Annotated in this window: 13 protein-coding genes, 1 pseudogene and 1 riboswitch; of the genes and pseudogenes, 6 read left to right on the forward strand and 8 right to left on the reverse strand. The window is 65.7% G+C overall.

The features are described 5' to 3' along the window. Positions 1–53: 53 nt before the first annotated feature. Both proP and IEW22_RS09620 read right to left on the reverse strand, forming a co-directional pair. Complete coding sequence (proP, locus tag IEW22_RS09615) at positions 54–1,691, reverse strand: glycine betaine/L-proline transporter ProP (protein WP_188586399.1); 1,638 nt, start codon at positions 1,689–1,691, stop codon at positions 54–56. Between the two features lie 468 nt (positions 1,692–2,159). Beyond that, on the reverse strand, positions 2,160–2,504 hold the full coding sequence (locus IEW22_RS09620) for a winged helix-turn-helix transcriptional regulator (protein ID WP_229742405.1): 345 nt from the start codon (positions 2,502–2,504) through the stop codon (positions 2,160–2,162). A 117-nt stretch (positions 2,505–2,621) separates the two neighbouring features. Here IEW22_RS09620 and IEW22_RS09625 point away from each other — a divergent pair, with 117 nt between their 5' ends. Further along, a complete protein-coding gene (locus IEW22_RS09625) occupies positions 2,622–3,581 on the forward strand; it encodes a zinc-binding dehydrogenase (RefSeq protein WP_188586401.1) in 960 nt (319 codons plus the stop codon). Here the strand turns inward: IEW22_RS09625 and IEW22_RS09630 are convergent. Then, positions 3,574–3,789 (reverse strand): hypothetical protein, encoded by a 216-nt coding sequence (locus IEW22_RS09630; protein WP_188586402.1) that lies wholly within the window; start codon positions 3,787–3,789, stop codon positions 3,574–3,576. The two genes, IEW22_RS09625 and IEW22_RS09630, sit on opposite strands and share 8 nt — an antisense overlap. Positions 3,790–3,950: 161 nt before the next feature. Between IEW22_RS09630 and lon the strand changes: the two genes are divergently transcribed. Next, positions 3,951–6,284 (forward strand): endopeptidase La, encoded by a 2,334-nt coding sequence (gene lon / locus IEW22_RS09635; protein WP_188586403.1) that lies wholly within the window; start codon positions 3,951–3,953, stop codon positions 6,282–6,284. 185 nt (positions 6,285–6,469) lie between these two features. After that, complete coding sequence (locus IEW22_RS09640; protein ID WP_188586404.1) at positions 6,470–7,687, forward strand: HNH endonuclease; 1,218 nt, start codon at positions 6,470–6,472, stop codon at positions 7,685–7,687. Positions 7,688–7,857: 170 nt separating this feature from the next. Here IEW22_RS09640 and IEW22_RS09645 read toward each other — a convergent pair whose 3' ends face one another. Together IEW22_RS09645 and IEW22_RS09650 are read right to left on the reverse strand one after the other, a co-directional pair. Beyond that, positions 7,858–8,538 (reverse strand): fasciclin domain-containing protein, encoded by a 681-nt coding sequence (locus IEW22_RS09645; RefSeq protein WP_188586472.1) that lies wholly within the window; start codon positions 8,536–8,538, stop codon positions 7,858–7,860. A gap of 204 nt (positions 8,539–8,742) precedes the next feature. Continuing rightward, complete coding sequence (locus tag IEW22_RS09650; RefSeq protein ID WP_188586405.1) at positions 8,743–10,137, reverse strand: MFS transporter; 1,395 nt, start codon at positions 10,135–10,137, stop codon at positions 8,743–8,745. 147 nt (positions 10,138–10,284) lie between these two features. On the opposite strand from IEW22_RS09650, the gene IEW22_RS09655 reads away from it, so the two are divergent. Then, positions 10,285–10,911, forward strand: coding sequence for a TetR/AcrR family transcriptional regulator (locus tag IEW22_RS09655; protein WP_188586406.1), 627 nt, complete (start codon positions 10,285–10,287; stop codon positions 10,909–10,911). A 139-nt stretch (positions 10,912–11,050) separates the two neighbouring features. On the opposite strand, the pseudogene IEW22_RS20060 reads toward IEW22_RS09655, so the two are convergent. Then, positions 11,051–11,167: pseudogene (locus tag IEW22_RS20060) on the reverse strand (hypothetical protein); the annotation flags it as partial. 111 nt (positions 11,168–11,278) lie between these two features. After that, positions 11,279–11,505, reverse strand: a riboswitch (cobalamin riboswitch). A 202-nt stretch (positions 11,506–11,707) separates the two neighbouring features. Between IEW22_RS20060 and IEW22_RS09665 the strand changes: the two are divergent. Both IEW22_RS09665 and IEW22_RS09670 read left to right on the forward strand, forming a co-directional pair. Further along, positions 11,708–12,592 (forward strand): hypothetical protein, encoded by an 885-nt coding sequence (locus IEW22_RS09665; RefSeq protein WP_188586407.1) that lies wholly within the window; start codon positions 11,708–11,710, stop codon positions 12,590–12,592. A 243-nt stretch (positions 12,593–12,835) separates the two neighbouring features. Beyond that, positions 12,836–14,077, forward strand: coding sequence for a hypothetical protein (locus IEW22_RS09670; RefSeq protein ID WP_229742376.1), 1,242 nt, complete (start codon positions 12,836–12,838; stop codon positions 14,075–14,077). 132 nt (positions 14,078–14,209) lie between these two features. Here the strand turns inward: IEW22_RS09670 and IEW22_RS09675 are convergent, their stop codons facing one another. Next, complete coding sequence (locus IEW22_RS09675; protein WP_188586408.1) at positions 14,210–15,457, reverse strand: glycosyltransferase; 1,248 nt, start codon at positions 15,455–15,457, stop codon at positions 14,210–14,212. Between the two features lie 61 nt (positions 15,458–15,518). After that, the gene (locus IEW22_RS09680) at positions 15,519–16,583 is read right to left on the reverse strand and encodes an alpha/beta fold hydrolase (RefSeq protein WP_188586409.1); all 1,065 of its coding nucleotides are present in this window, start codon (positions 16,581–16,583) and stop codon (positions 15,519–15,521) included. Between the last annotated feature and the right edge of the window lie 123 nt (positions 16,584–16,706).

Below are 16,706 nucleotides of genomic sequence, written 5' to 3' on the forward strand. Positions count from 1 at the left end.
CGGGGACCATCGGCGAGCAGCAGAACGGGACGGGATTCGAGCGCGCCCGCAGGTCAGTCGCGCGTGGCGGCCAGCTCCCCATCGGATACCGGGTCCTCATGCGACGCGGCTTCCTCGACCGCGGAGGCATCACTGAACGTAGTGCTGATGATCTCGGGATCGATGGCCTCCAGAGGAGACTCATCGGGATCCATCGCCGCAACGGCCTCCGCCGCGGCAACCGTGTGCTCGGCCTCGACCGGGGTGTCCACCTGCGGCGCCGATCCGCGCAGCGGCTTGCGGGCGGATTCGCGCAGGAACACCACTGCGATCAGGCCCACCACACCGCTGGCGATGAGGTAGAACGCGGGAACGAGGTTGTTTCCGGTCGCGCTGACCAGCGCCGAGGTGATCAGCGGCGTGGTACCGCCGAACGCCGAGACCGCGATGTTGTAGCTGATCGACAGTGCGCCGAATCGCACGGCGGTGGGGAACAGCGCCGGCAGGGTCGCCGCGGTGGGAGCGGCGAAACACGCCAGGATCACACCGAAGATGATGCAGGCCACCGCGGGTGCCCACACCGAGTCCATCCCGAACAGGATGAAACACGGAACCGAGACGATGATCTGCGCGATGGCGCCGATCGCGAACACCGGTCGCCGACCGATGTGGTCGCTGAGCTTACCCAGACCCACGATCGTGACCACCACGACGAGCATCGAGAGCAGCACCAGAAGGTCGGAGCTGAGCTGGCTGCGACCGATGACGCTGGTGAAGTAGGTGGGCAGATACGAGGTGATCATGTAGCTGGTCACGTTGTAGAGGATCACCAGGCCCATGCATACGAGCAGTGGCCGCCAGAAGCGTACGAAGATCGTCCCGATCTCGCCACCGGCCTGCTGATCCTTCTTGACCTGGGCGTCGTGATCGTCGAGCTGCTGCTGGTAGGCCGGGGTGTCCTCGAGGCGTGAGCGCAGGTAGAGGCCGATCAGACCCATCGGGCCGGCGATGAAGAACGGGATACGCCAGCCCCACGAGAGCATCACATCCTCGCCGAGTGAGGCGTTGAGGACGGTGACCAGGATCGACCCGGCCGAGTATCCGATGAAGGTGCCGAAGTCCAGCCAGCTGCCGAGGAAGCCGCGGCGACGGTCGGGTGAGTATTCGGCGATGAAGGTGGTCGCTCCGCCGTATTCGCCGCCGGTGGAGAAGCCCTGGACCATGCGCGCGATGAGCAGCAGGATCGGCGCCCAGATGCCGATCGAGGCGTACGACGGGATGAGGCCGACGGCAAAGGTGCCGATCGACATCATGATCATCGTGATCGCCAGCACCTTCTGGCGACCGATCTTATCGCCGAGGGGGCCGAAGAAGAAGCCGCCCAGTGGCCGCACGAGGAATGCCGCGGCGAAGGTCGCGAAGGTGGCCAGCAGTTGGACTGCGGAGTTGGCATCGGGGTAGAAGACCTTGCCGAGCGTGGCCGCGAGATAGCCGTACACGCCGAAGTCGAACCACTCCATCATGTTGCCGAGGGCGGCCGCACCGATCGCTCGTTTGAGCATCGGCTGGTCGACCACGGTGATGGAATCGCTGGTCATCGTGGGTTTGCGGCGGAACATCGCACCGAGTGAGCGCAGGTGATCTTCGACCACACGGACGTGTGCCCGGTCCAGCGGGGATCGCCTGCGGGTGCTGTTTCCGTTATCGGGCATTTGTTTACTTTATGAAACGGTTGACCAAAATGACCAATCCGGGTGGGTGGCACTAGCGCGCGTCCGAGGTACCAGCCCACCAGCCGGTGGGCGTCATCTCATGGTCAGCACATGTGCTCGGGCGCTACTGACGGGCAGCGTCATCGGGGCCTGCGCCCTCGCGGCGACACCTACGGCCGCTGCACTACGACCTGGGGGTCGATGATCCGCACATCTACGAGAAAGCCATCGTCCACAGCTATCAACCGGCACCCCCGTGGACAGTCACGATCTATGAGCAGCCCGACATCCGCTGAGAGTGTCATGTGAAGTTCACTGGTCGGGTCGAGTCCGATGCCACCGGCCGGTGAATGTCGGGAGCGACCGGTCGATCGCCGACCCCGCCCCTCGATCACCGACCCGCGGCGCCAAGCTGCAGGGGATATGAGAGTTGCTCCCACACCGTCGATTTCGGTGGTTGTCTCAGCTTCACTCCCGGCGGCAGTCGTAGGCCTCCCGCGCTTCGACGATCTCGTCCATGTGGGTATAGGCCCAACGTCGGACGACGGCGATGGAATCTTCTAGGCTCTCCCCGAGCGGGGTCAGGGTGTACTCCACCTTCGGTGGGATCGTCGCGTAGACGTGGCGGCTCACCCACCCGTCGCGCTCCATCGTCCGCAGGGTCTGCGTCAGCATCTTCTGGCTGATGCCCTGGACCTCGCTTCGCAGCTCCGAGAACCTCTTGGTGCCCGTCGAGAGTGCGAAGAGCACGAGCAACGACCACTTGTCGCCCACTCGGCCGATCACCTGACGGGTCGGGCAGTTCTGCGCCATCACGTCATAACGACCGTCATCAGAACCCAAGGTCACGCCATTGGTCACCATTTCGTATGTATAGCACTATGTGCTGCCTACTTCCCAGCAGAGAGTCATGGTGTCAGGCTCATCGATATGAAGGCTTGGACCTCCGCGGACAGCGGATCGCTCACCCTCTCTGACGTTCCAGAGCCGGCGCCCGCGCCCGATGACGTGCTTGTGGCAGTCGAGGCGTTCTCGCCCAACCGCGGCGAAACGTTCGTCCTCGAGCAAGCAGCGCCGGGCTTCCGGCCGGGCAAGGACATCGCCGGCACGGTCGTGCAGACGGCGGCGTCCGGACACGGTCCGCATGTCGGTGAGCGGGTGGTGGCACACCTCGACGGCGGCGGGTGGGCCGAGCGGGCAGCGGTGCCCGTCGATCGACTCGCAGTGCTTCCTGAGTCAGTCAGCACGAGCGACGCCGCCGCCCTGCCGTTGGCGGGCCTCACTGCGCTGCGTTTGACCAGGGCCACCGGCCCCCTGGCCGCACGGCGGGTGTTGCTGACCGGCGCGTCGGGCGGAGTCGGCCACTATTTCGTCGAGCTGGCCGCGTCGCAGGGCGCCCAGATCACCGTGGTCACGGCGAATTGCGAACGCAGTCAACGTCTTCTCGAACTCGGCGCCGCCGAATGGGTTGCGGCGCCGAGCGACGCCCGGGGCACTTTCGATGTCGCACTCGATTCAGTCGGCGGCGCATCAACCCCCGCCGTGCTCCGCACGCTCACCTCTCACGGTGTACTCGTCTGGTTCGGTCAGGCCAGCCGCGAAGCGCCGACAATGGACTTCTTCGACTGGACGGGCGGGTCGAGCGCCACCATCCGCAAATTCCTCTACACCGACGACGAGACCTCGCTGGCCGACGATCTCGCCGCGCTCGTCCGGCTCACCGCTGACGATCGCCTGCATCCCGAGATCGGGCTGGTTGCCGACTGGGCTGATACCCCGCGCGTGATCGATTCGATGGTGAACCGCGGGGTACGAGGCAATGCGATCCTGATGCTTCCACCGCAGCATGCCGATGCGGCAGCGGCTACGTCGGCGTACGACTTCAGATGATGCGGCTGTCGGTCACGGCTTCGGCGTCCGCGATTTCACTTGGTGAGAGCTCGCGGACGTCGACCTGACGGGTCTTCTCCCACTTGTGATGGATCGGACAACGCTGAATCCGCGTCGGCCCGAGTCGAATCGCTTTGAAGGAACCCCACGGCCACCACAACGTCGAGTACAGCCCTCCGCGCTCGCACCGCACGATCGTGCGTTCCATGACTCTCCTTTCGTCGGTCGTCGCTGCAGGGCCTCGCCCAGTGGCGGAATCACCTGCCTCAATTCTTGCAGCTTCCGTCCGCTGAGAGCGGAATCCCATCATGCGGGAATGAACCCGGACTCCCCCGGGTTGAGCCTCACAGACTTAACTTTGGAGGTTAAATGACTGAACCCATCTCAGTGCCGGTTCTGTTCGTGACCGAACCCGTACTGCTACCGGGCATGGTGGTTCCTCTGGCGCTGGATGATGCCGCACGCGCGGCCGTCGACGCCGCTCAGGCCCACAATGACGGAAAACTGCTGGTGGCGCCCCGTCTCGAGGATCGCTACCCGTCCTTCGGCGTGATCGCCTCGATCGTCCAGATCGGTCGCGTTCCCGGCGGCGGACAAGCCGTGGTGGTCAAGGGTGAGCACCGCGCGCAGATCGGCTCCGGGACCACCGGACCGGGCTCGGCGCTGTGGGTCGAGGTGACCGAGGTTGATGAGCCAACGATCACCGACGAGACCAAGGCTCTCGCCGCCGAATACAAGAAGCTCGTGCTGGCGATGCTGCAGCGCCGTGAGGCGTGGCAGCTGATCGACGCGGTCAACAAGATGAGTGACCCGTCCGATCTCGCCGACACCTCGGGGTATGCCTCGTGGCTCACCGAGGTACAGAAGCGTCAGCTGCTCGAGACTCCCGATGTCAACGAGCGCCTGCAGACGCTGATCGACTGGACCGCCGAGCACATCGCCGAAACCGAGGTCTCGGAGAAGATCGCCGAAGACGTGCGCACCGGCATGGACAAGCAGCAGAAGGAATTCCTGCTGCGCCAGCAACTCGCCGCGATCCGCAAGGAACTCGGTGAGGACGAGCCCGACGGCGCCGACGACTATCGCACCCGCGTCGAGCAGGCCGAACTGCCCGACAACGTGCGCGAAGCCGCGATGCGTGAGGTCGGCAAGCTCGAGCGTTCCAGCGACCAGTCGCCGGAGACCGGATGGATCCGCACCTGGCTCGACACCGTGCTCGACCTGCCGTGGAACACCACCACCGACGACAACACCGACATCGCGGGCGCCCGAGAGATCCTCGACGCCGACCATCACGGTCTCGACGACGTGAAGGATCGCATCGTCGAATACCTCGCCGTTCGTGCGCGCCGTGCGCAGCGCGGACTGCAGGTGGTCGGCGGCCGCGGTTCCGGTGCGGTGATGGTTCTGGCCGGTCCTCCCGGTGTCGGCAAGACGTCGCTGGGTGAGTCGGTTGCCCGTGCTCTCGGTCGCAAATTCGTGCGTGTCGCGCTCGGTGGGGTGCGCGACGAGGCCGAGATCCGTGGCCACCGTCGTACCTACGTGGGTGCGCTGCCCGGTCGTATCGTGCGTGCCATCGGCGAGGCGGGATCGATGAATCCCGTTGTGCTGCTGGATGAGATCGACAAGGTCGGTTCCGACTTCCGTGGTGACCCGGCTGCGGCGCTGCTCGAGGTCCTCGACCCCGCGCAGAACCACACCTTCCGCGATCACTACCTCGATCTCGACCTTGACCTGTCCGACGTCGTGTTCCTCGCGACCGCCAACGTCATCGAGAACATCCCGTCGGCGCTGCTCGACCGCATGGAACTCGTCACCATCGACGGCTACACCGAGGACGACAAGGTGGCCATCGCACGTGACTACCTGCTCCCCCGCCAGCGCGAACGCGCTGCACTGGAGGAGTCGGAGGTCAGCGTGACCGATGAGGCGCTGCGCGAGATCGCCGCGGACTACACCCGCGAACCGGGTGTGCGTCAGTTCGAGCGGATGCTCGCCAAGATGATGCGCAAGGTCGCGACGAACCTGGCTGCCGAGAAGGCGACCGCACCGGTGACGGTGGAAAAGTCCGATCTGGTCGACTACCTGGGTCGCCCGCGGTTCACTCCCGAATCCGAGGAGCGTACGGCGGTGCCCGGCGTGGCAACAGGTCTGGCGGTCACCGGTATGGGTGGCGACGTGCTGTTCATCGAGGCCAACTCGACCGACAGCGACGGCAAGCCTGGCCTGCAGCTGACCGGACAACTCGGTGACGTGATGAAGGAGTCGGCGCAGATCGCGTTGAGTTACGTTCGCGCTCATGCTGATTCACTCGGGGTGGATCCCGAGGCGCTGAACCGGACCATCCACGTGCACGTGCCCGCGGGTGCTGTGCCCAAGGACGGCCCGTCGGCGGGCGTCACGATGACCACCGCGCTGGTGTCGATGGCCACTGGTCGCAAGGTGCGCGCCGATGTCGGCATGACCGGTGAGGTCACACTGAACGGACGGGTGCTGCCGATCGGCGGCCTCAAGCAGAAACTGCTTGCGGCGCAGCGTAATGGGCTGAAGACCATCTTCATCCCCGCGCGCAACGAGTCCGACCTGGACGATGTCCCCGCCGAGGTTCTCGATGCGCTCGAGGTCAAGCCGATGACCGACGTCGCCGAGATCGTGGCGCAGGCCCTCGAACCGGCCGAGCAGGCGGTGTCGCAGGCCGCGTGATCTGGCGCTGAGATTCTCGCCGCATCCGCAGAGTTATCCACAGAAGGTCCCCTCCAGCAGTGCTGGAGGGGACCTTCGTGTCGGTGGGTTGTGCTAGGGGCTAGCACGTGAATGTGCTTGTCATTCAAACGAATTAACCTTCTTCACCTTCTTGTTTCGCACGTGTGTTCGAGTAGTCTTGAGGCATGGCCCCAGAATCACTGCTCGACGTGAGCACACTGCGCGACGACTCCGACGCGGCGTTGCTCGCCCGTATGCGTGCACTCGTCGAGCTGCTCAACACCGTCACACACGCTCTCGTGTCATGCGTACGGGAAGCCGAGAGTCGGCGGTGGGCCAAGAAGCGCGGCGAACGGCTACCCACACTGCTGCGGATACTCGGTGTGGCACCGGCAGTCGCCGCGCGCATCGTGTATCTGGCGCAACGAATCGAGTCGATTCCCAAGGCGGCCAGAGATTTCGGCGATGGTCGGTTGTCCCTGGAACACACCGAGGCGGTGGCGCGCGGACTCGACGTCATCACCTCTCGTGCCGTGGAGCCGGTGAGTGAGCCGGAGCGCGCAACCCGCGAACTGTCACTGCTCGCCCAGGCCATCTCCGGGGCCACGCCGCGTGAAATTCGCGACAAGGCCCGCGAGATCAGCAACTCACGCGACAGTGACACGGGTGCCGGTGGAGTTCCCGTCGCTGAGGACACCACGCTGAACTCTCTCGAGATCACCTCAGACGACCTGGGCCGGGTGATCATGCGCGCAGATCTCGACGTGGTGGCAGGCGCACAGCTGGGTTCAGCGATCGACGCACTCATCCGTCCTCGCGCCGAGATCAACGGCCTGCCCGAACCGCGGTCGAAGTCCCGGCTACGCGCCGATGCCCTGGCACTTCTCGTCCACAGAGCCGGCGAGTCCGCCGGAGGACTGCCACGACGCGCACAGATGCTGGTCACCGTTTCCGCCGACAGGCCCGACACGTCGAGACTGTCGTGGATGGGCCCGATCACCGCACGCCTGGCCTCCCGTGTCGCCTGTGACGCCGACATCGCGGTGGCCGGACTCGACGGCAGCGGTGTGCCGCTGACCCTCGGGCGCAGGCAACGTCTGTTCACCGACCACCAGCGCACAGCGCTCCTTGCCCGCGACGGTGGATGCATCAAGTGCGGCGACCAGGGCTCGTGGGTACATGCCCATCATGTGGAGTACTGGTCGCGCGGAGGCGAGACGAATGTGAGCAGTGGTGCAATCCTGTGCCCGCCATGCCATGTCGACGTTCACGACAACGGCTGGGAGATCGTCATGGGTATCGACGGGCACCCGTGGCTGCGTCCTCCCGCTTCGGTCGACCCGCAACGCGAACTGATCCGCTCCCACCATCGTCGCACCATGACACTCGACACCGCGGCCTGAACTCCGACGCCACCCGACCACCCACTGGACCTGGCGCACGACTGCTGCGCCACATGCTCTTTGAGAACTCCATAGTGTGAGAATGCGTCTGGGCCGTGCATCACGGCACGGCCCAGACACGGTGTCACATTCGTCGTGACAACAGTCGCATGATCAGATCGCCAACGCGATCACATCGGCGGCATCAGCACCGTATCGATCAGGTACACAGTCGCATTGGCGGTCTTGATACCGCCACAAACAACACTCGACGAATTGTTGACCTTCCAGTCGTTGCCCGACCCGGTCACCGTCACGTCCTGACCTTCCACGGTCTTGTGGCTGCCGGCGATCTGGTCGGGACCGACCTGTCCGGAGACCACGTGATAGGTCAGGATCTTGGTCAGGAGCGCCGAATCCGTCTTCAACTTGTCGACGGTCGCTGCATCGAGTTTGGCGAATGCGTCATCGGTCGGCGCAAAGAGTGTGTACTGACCGTTGTTCAGCGTGTTGACCAGGTTCACATCCGGGTTCAGCTTGCCCGAGACCGCCTGGGCCAAGGTCTTGAGGATCGGGACGTTGGTAGCAGCGGTCGCCAGAGGCTGCTTGGCCAGCTCTCCTACCGAGGCGGGCCCTGACGGATTCGCTTCTGCGTAGGCCGAGCAGCCCGGACCGACGAGATTCGCCGGAGCCGCAGCGGCGCCGCTGCCCATGTCCATGGACGACGGCATGGAGGACATCGCCGCCACAGACGAGGTCGGTGACGAATCACCCGACGAACTGCTGTCATCCGAACACCCGGCGACAACACCGATGGTGAGAAGTGCACCCGCTGCCGCAACCGTCAAACGTTGAATTCTGCTGCCCGCCATGATCAATCCCATCGTCGTGGACACGCCCACCTGTTGTGTGGGGCTCGACGGTTGTTCGCCAGAGCAGGCGGCGCAGATGGGTATCCGAGACACTCCTCACGATCACCCATCCGCACATCATCTGGCTGCGAACCACCGCGATGGAAGGTGTGACAGCCAGAGCCTGTGACAGCAGCATCGGACTCGGGCGGTCCCCCCCCCCCGCTACATCTGGCGTCCGCGCGGCAGGATCAGCCACGCGGCGAGACTACCCACCACGAGCAGCACAGCGCCGACGGCGAACCCTGCATGGTAACCGTCGCGCGCGCTCGTGAATTGCGCTGCGACGGTGACCAGTACAGCCAGGCCGATCGTCCCGCCGAGCTGACGTGCACTGTTGACTACACCCGACACCGCACCGGCATGGGCTGGCTCCACGCCTTCGGTGCTCACGGCTCCGACGAGCACCAGGGACCCGCCGATACCGATCGCCGCCAGACACGAGGGCAGCAGGATCCCCAGGAAGAAGTCGAAGTGCGCCGGCATCAGTGCAAACACACCGAGGCTGATCGCACCGAGCAGTCCGAGTACGACGATCGCGTTACGTGCGCCGATGCGCGGACGCAGTTTGTTCGCGACGATGATCCCCACTACCACGAAGAAGCAGAACGGCAGAAAGAGCACTCCCGCGATGTCGGGGTCGACATCCCACACGGTCTGCACGTAGAGCGAGCAGAAGTAGAAGGCCGCCAACTGTCCTGCTGCCAACATGAATCCGAAGATGTTCGCACCCAGCACACGTCGGGTCCGGAGAATTTCCAGCGGCATCAGCGGATGTTCCACTCGCCGCTCGATGACAATGAACGCCACCAGCACGGCCAGGCCGGCGACGATACCCGTGACTGTCGGCGCGGACGTCCATCCATGGTCGGTTGCCGCGGTCACACCGTAAACGATCGCCGCCACGCCAAGAGTCACCGTGAAGGCTCCGGCGACGTCGAGCGAACCGCGAGTCGCGCGTGGCGACGCGGGGACACCGACCAGTGCTGCCGCCATGGCGATCGCGACGATCGGGATGTTGACGAACAGCACAGCCCGCCACCCCAGCCAGTCGGTGAGTACGCCGCTGAGGACCACGCCTGCCGCTCCACCCGCTGCGCCGGCGGCTCCCCAGAGTCCCATCGCCTTCGTGCGCGCCTGAGTGTTGCCGATGGTGCTGACCAGCGCCAGCGATGCCGGGGCGAGCAATGCCGCGGCACATCCCTGGATGGCGCGTGCCGCGATGAGCGTCCCCGGCGATGTCGCCAACCCACCGGCCAGACTCGCGAGCGCGAAGACCACGAGACCGCCGAGAATCGTCGCGCGCCGACCCCAATGGTCACCGAGTCGCCCGCCGAGCAGCAGAAGCCCCGCGAAGGTCAGCAGATAGGCAGTCACCACCCACTGCAGTCCCGACGCGGAGAACCCGAGATCAGCACGGATCGACGGCAGCGCGATGTTGACCAGCGACATGTCGAGTGCGACCAGGAACTGCAGGGTGAATATCACCACGATCAACGCACCAGTGCGATCGGCGGGTCGCTCCTGTGCATCGTCGGCGACAACCTTGGCTTCGCTCATCACATCATCCCATCCCTGACCAGCGGTTCGTACGCGTACGGGAAGGGTAACCTAATTTCTGGATGGGTCCAACAGTCGTTCTGCGCGGGAGTGCCTGCGGCGACAACCTTCTCCAGCCGGCGACGACGATGCGCCACAATCGTGGACATGTCTGCGCCAGCCCCGCTCGATCGCGACCGCATCGTCGCCGCCGCGGTGACAATGCTCGAGCGTGACGGCGTCGCCGGGCTCAGCATGCGAAAGCTGGCCGCCGAGCTGGGCACCAAGCCGATGTCGATCTATCACCATGTGCCGAACAAGTCGGCGCTGCTGTCACTGGCACTGTCGGAGATCGCCGCACACATCCCGTGGGAGCCGCCCGCGGGCGCTCCCCGGGAGCGGATGATCCACATCGCGATGGACATGTATCTCAAGCTCACCGACATCCCGTGGATCGTCGCCATCCTGCGCGAAGGCACCAATGTGGGCACGCCGGCACTCGCGCTGGCTGACCAATTCATCACGGCGGCAAATGAACTCGGGCTCGACGATCAGCGCGCTCTCAACCTCTGGCGTGGGGTCTGGTACCTGGTGTCCAGTGAACTGCAATGGCATGACAGCGTGGCGCACCGCACCGACGAGCAGCGATCCTGGTACGAGACAATCGATCCCGATTCCGTGGCCGCACTCCCCGCGGTCGCACGCATACTCCCCGACTGGCGCGGGTACTCAGCAGGATTCGACTTGCGCGAGGCGATCACCGCGCAGATCGACGGAGCGATCACTTCTGAGTGAGGCCAGGCGTGGCAGAACGAACTGAGGTACGGGCGGCCCGGCTTCGACACGGCCGAGCGGCTGGAGAGGAGTTCTCCCCAACCACTCCAACCGAGTGTCCAATCGAATGCTCAACTGAGCGAGCCGGTCCGCCCGTTCGTCAGGATCCCGAACGGACCCTGATCGCTGCAGCGACCATGTTGTGCAGCGACTCCGTCACCTCCACCGTCGTGCGCGTCTTCAGCCCGCAGTCCGGGTTGACCCACAGACGTTGCGAATCACCAACCGTCACACGGCACCGACATGCGGGGAGTCCCCGACACGAGTCCCATGCGACAACTGCAATCGACCATCGCCCAGTCCACGAGGCGGCGAGCCACCGGCCGCGGCGCGACCGGTACAGCAGGCAGGTCTTCGGACTCGCCGGCGCGTATCAGGACGGTGCGATTCCGACTGAATACCCCTATTGGCCGTCGCTTCCGGACGCAGATGCATCCAGTGCTGATGACGGCGGTCGTTCCGACATACCGCTGCGGGACAGTTCCGGATTCCCTCTCACCCGTGGCTGTCGATCGTGACGATCGGGCACCGCGGGCTCGACGCGCCACCGGACGTAGGGGCTCCATCACGTCCGGCACGCGAACCAACTGCGCCGTACACGATAGGTGAGAACCGGCGCCAGGTGAACACTCGACAGATCTTCCTGGCGTTTCGCCGCTGCCGTTTGGTGGCGTCGGATGAGCGTGCTATTCAGATGTGCGCGACCCGCACGCCGATCCCCCGGCGAGCGACGACCGACCCAGGAGGCTGACGAGCGATGCGGTTGACGGCAGGGCGGTTGACGGCAGGGCGGTTGACAGCCGGGCGGTTCGGGGCTCGACACCTCCCAGCAGGGCGAGCGGGCACGAGCAGGGCGCAGCTGCGCCGCAGCGCCGTCGCACTGTTGGCGGTACTGGCGACATCCGGGGCACTCGCGGCATGTTCGAACGGTTCGGACTCGGCAGCGCCGACGTCAGCGACGCCGACGACCACCGCGACCGTCATCGAGACCGCATCGCCCGCACCGGCCACCACCGAAGAGACCACCACCACCCCGTCGAGCACCACCAGCGCCGCTCCGGTCAGCGGCCCGACCCAGGTGTCGACGTTGCGACCGTTCGCCCGCGGCGGTGGTGCAGCGGCCGGCTGGACAATCGACGGCGACGACGCCGGTGTCGCGCAGATCGACTGCACCGCCGCGCAGCCCTCCCCGAGCGCGGTCGACGACGGCATCCTCTACTGCACTCCTGCTGCTGCCGCGGCCGACACCTGCTACGTGGCACCGCGCACCAATGATGCTCTGTGCCTTGTCGATCCGTTCTCTCGGCGGGTTGCCCACTACACCACGAAGCCGAACTCGGACTACAACGTCGACCACCCGATGGATCCGCAGCCGCTGGGGCTCCTGCTCGATGACGGCACCCAGTGCCGCCTCCGCAACGGTGGGGCGTGGACGCGCCAGTCCCAGCACCCCGACTACGTCGGCTACTACACCTGCGGCAGCGGATCCTCGTCGTCGGCGGTCTGGGCGGCACCCAACAGTCAGAAGGCGGGTATCGACACCTCGTCGAACACCTGGACGGTGCAGGTCGGCACCTCGGACGGCGCGCTACAGCAACACACCGTGAGCGAGGCCTACCTGGTGGGCATCAGCAACGACTGACCGCCGCGACCGGGCCCCGTACCGACGCAGGTCACCACCTGTGCCACACACGGTAGCGCCACACACGGTCCGGATTGACGCAGATGACCGACCTGCAGAGGCCGTGATGTCATGCCCAGATCCGGGTAACGAAGTCGCATCGGCCACCGTGCCCGGGCCGTCGGTTCCTTGCCCACCCCACGACGGGATGGAACAGTGATCTGGGCAGCCGCCGCACGGTGCTGCAACCGGACGAGGAGCGCAATGACGAACCCCCCGCATGGGTCCAGCGGATCGCCGGAGCCGGAGGGCAATTCCTCCGGGGACTCCACCGATTCACCATCCACCCCGCCCCAGTCGAATACGCCACCAGCGGATCCCCAGGGCAACCAGGCTTCCGGCCACCCCGCCGACAATCCGTATGGGTCGTATCCGCCACCCACCGAAGGCCAGTACGGCGCCTATCCCCCGCCGCCGCCCTATCCGACCGGCTCGACCTCAGGCGACCCCGGTGCGCAGGGATACGGCTCGCAGAGCTCACAGCAATACGGCGGCCAGGGTTACGGGGTGCCCCCGCAATACGGCACTCCCCAATACGGCACACCGCAGGACAATCCGCCCCAGTACGGCGGTCAGCAGCCCGGGAGTCAGCAATACGGCGGCCAGCAATACGGAGGTCAGCAGTACGGCGGCCAGCAATACCCGCCGCCGCCGAATTACGGGTCGGGCCAGTACGGCGACACCCAATACGGTGACACCCAATACGGTGGCGGCTCGTATCCCCCGCCCCCGCCGGGCGGTGAATACGGCGGGGCCTACGGTTCGTTCCCGCCGCCTCCCCCGGTCACTCCGATGGGCCGCTCACCCGAAGCCTTCTCGGTAGGTGACGCGATCTCATACGGCTGGCAGAAGTACCGACGCAACTGGGCCACCTGGCTTCTGGTGTCGCTGGCCGTCATCGTGATCACCGGCCTGATCGACTGGGCGCTGCGCGGGTTCAAGCTCAACGCCGACGACCTCAGCAACACCGCAACCGTGGTGAGCGGGATCGTCACCTCCATCATCTCCGTGCTGGTCCGCATGGGCTTCACCCGCGCCGCCCTGGACGAGATCGACGGGCGCCGACCGGGATTCGCCGACTTCTTCAAGTTCAACAATCTGGTCGGGGTGTTCCTCACAGCGTTCCTGGTGTGGATCATCACCACGATCGGCTTCTACCTGTTCCTCATCCCGGGCCTGATCGCGACCTTCTTCCTGTGGTACGCACTGACTTTCGCGATCGATCAGGACGCCAGCGCCTTCGACGCGATCAAGCGCAGCTGCCGCCTGATCGCCGATCAGCCCGGCAAGATGTTCCTGTTGGCGCTGGCATGTGTGGCACTGAACATCGTCGGCGCGATCCTCTGCTTCGTCGGCCTGCTCGTGACGCTGCCGCTCACGCTGATCGCCTCGACCTATGCCTACCGCTACTTCACCGGAGGCGTGATCTCACCACCCGACATGTGACAGCTCAACGCTGCTCAGGCCAGTGGTGACCCAGCAGCCGAGCGTTGGACAGGACGCGACACCGACCCCAACGGCCGCCCCGAATCCCGGTGCGGCCGTTGGTCTCTCGGCTGAACGGCAGGTCATGTGACCTCAGGCGACGGCGCGATCCTCGCCGCGGTCGCGCAACAGCTCCTCGACGTGTTCGGCGGCACGCACACCGCTGTTCTTCGCATCCATCGACGTCGCGGCCGCGCGGGCACGCCCGCGCTGTCCGAGTGCCGTCATGATCGCCGCATGCATTCCCGCGGCGTCGAGCGCGCGGGGATCCACCCGCACACCCGCACCGCTGGTGACCACGCGTTGAGCGGTGTCGTGCTGATCGCGGCCGAACGGCGCGATCACCATCGGGATGCCGCGGGCGAGCGCCTTCATCGTGATCCCCATGCCGCCGTGGGTCACCACGACAGCAGCGTTGTCGAGGATCTGATCGTGCGGCCCGAACTGCATGACGGTGGAATGTGCTGCCTTTCGTAGGATCTCGGGCATCATCGCCCCGGTGGTCACCACGGTGTGGAATCCGGTGTGCTCCAGCGCATCCAGCGTCACCTGCGCCAGCATGCCGTCATTCTGCATCTCGGTCGAACAGGTCACCAGGGCGACCGGCCGGTCGATGGCGGCGATGCGTGGATCCGGCCGCGACGGCGGCGCCCAGGTGGAGGGGCCGACGAGTTTGACCGATGCCGGCCAGTCTCGGCGCTGCTTCTCGATGGGGGCTCCGAGGAAGTTCAACACCAGGGGAGCACGGACGAACTGCTCGTCCACATGATCGATCGGCGCGAGACCGAACCTCGTCCGGAACTCGTTCCCACGCCGCAACGCGAACAGGTCGAGTGCACGCCGGGCGGTGTGGCCCAGGCAGAAGTCCCGGGCCCGGCCCACCATCCCGCGCTTGACCGGCAGCCCGATCAGTGGCGGCGGACCGTCGGTGCTGAACGCCGGCAGGTAGGTGGGGCTCCAGACCGCCCACGGCAGGCCGGACCGCTCAGCGGCCATCTGGGCACCGGGTGTGGTCAGATCGCACAGCAGCAGATCCGGCTCACGCTCGGCGATGAGTCGTGAGAAGTGCTCGTACTCGGCCTGGCATCGCGCGAAGAGCTGATCGCCGACGGCCATCAGGCCGGTGATCACACCGGTGGTGTGCGCGTCGGCGAGTTCGGCCTCGTCGAGTTCGGTGGGCAGGGGACACCCGTCGATGCCCAGATCTGCCAACGTGGCGACCTCGGACGACAGGGTGCTCACATACACCGCATGCCCGTGTGCTCGCAGTTCGAGCAGTGTTTCGACGAGGGGGTAGAGGTGACCTCGGGCGGGAGATGTCATCACGAGAATGGATGCCATCTGAACTCCTCAGAACGTGGGTTGTACTTGCGAGGGATGCAGGGTGGTGCGATCCCGAACCTCATGCGAGGTGATCAGTGCGAGGTGATCGGGGGCAGGGCGACGACGCTGCCGCCCGGTTCCGGTCGAATTCGCTGAAGTTCGGGAACACCCGCGGACTCCACTGTCCACCGGCGAAGTAGCGGCATGCCGAGTCGTCTCCGGCGACGAAACGCAGCCACGCGGTCTCACCATTGAGGAAACCGTTGTACTCCGGAGCATCGATCGAGGTGAGGTGATGGGCGCCGGTGAGCATCGCGAACCACGCCGGTCCCGACATCTGCTCGTACAGCGCGCGAACCGACGCAGGCGTCGCGGTGTTGTCGAGCTCGCCGGCCAGCAGGAAGGTGGGAATGGAGATGGCGCCACCGGAGATCAGCATCGTCGCCGCAGCCGGCTGGATCGACATCGCAGCAGCCAGACGCACCTGACCGCTGGTGGCCTGCTCGAGGGGACCGGCCAGCTGCGCGGTCTGCAATGCCGCCGCAGCACCCGCGGAATGACCACCCACGATGGTGCGACGCAGATCGATCCGATGGTGCAGCGGCGAATGCGGATCGTTGTTCTGCTGGTAGGCCGCCGAGATGCCCAGCAGATGCGATTCGGGGGTCAGGTTGAGCGCATCGAAGGCGACGGCCACCACGAACCCGAAGCTGGCGTAGATCCGGGCGGTCGCATCGAAGTAGCCGGGGTTGCCGGTGAACCCGGGGACGAGCACCACCAGCGGGAACGGCCCGGCACCGGACGTCGGATAGGTGAAGTGCACGTCGACGGGCGTGGCGGTGCCGTAGGGGAAGTTGTCGGTACACCGCAGCGGCGCGGTGACATATCCCTTCGCCGACATGATCTGGTACTGGCCGTACAACGACCCCGCACACGACGCCGTCGTCACCGTGTCGGTGACGGCATAGGGACCGACCTCGACCGACTCCGCCGGCTGGGGCGGGGCGGTCGCCGGGGCCGCCGAGGCGACCGCCGCCGGCACGACCGACAGGACCATCACGCAGATGGCGGCCACGATCCACGCCACCGACGTGAGGGCGGTAGCCCGGACATGACGGTCGCCTGACCGGCTCCAGCTCGACACGTCGGAATTGTCACATACCGAGCCCGCACCACGCCGGTGTATGCCCGCACCTATGCGCAATCCCACATCTGCGTGCCCCCACATCTGCGTGCCCCACATCTGCGTGCCCCACATCTGCGTGCC

The sequence above is a fragment of the Gordonia jinhuaensis genome (assembly GCF_014639795.1).
Lineage (GTDB): Bacteria > Actinomycetota > Actinomycetes > Mycobacteriales > Mycobacteriaceae > Gordonia_B > Gordonia_B jinhuaensis.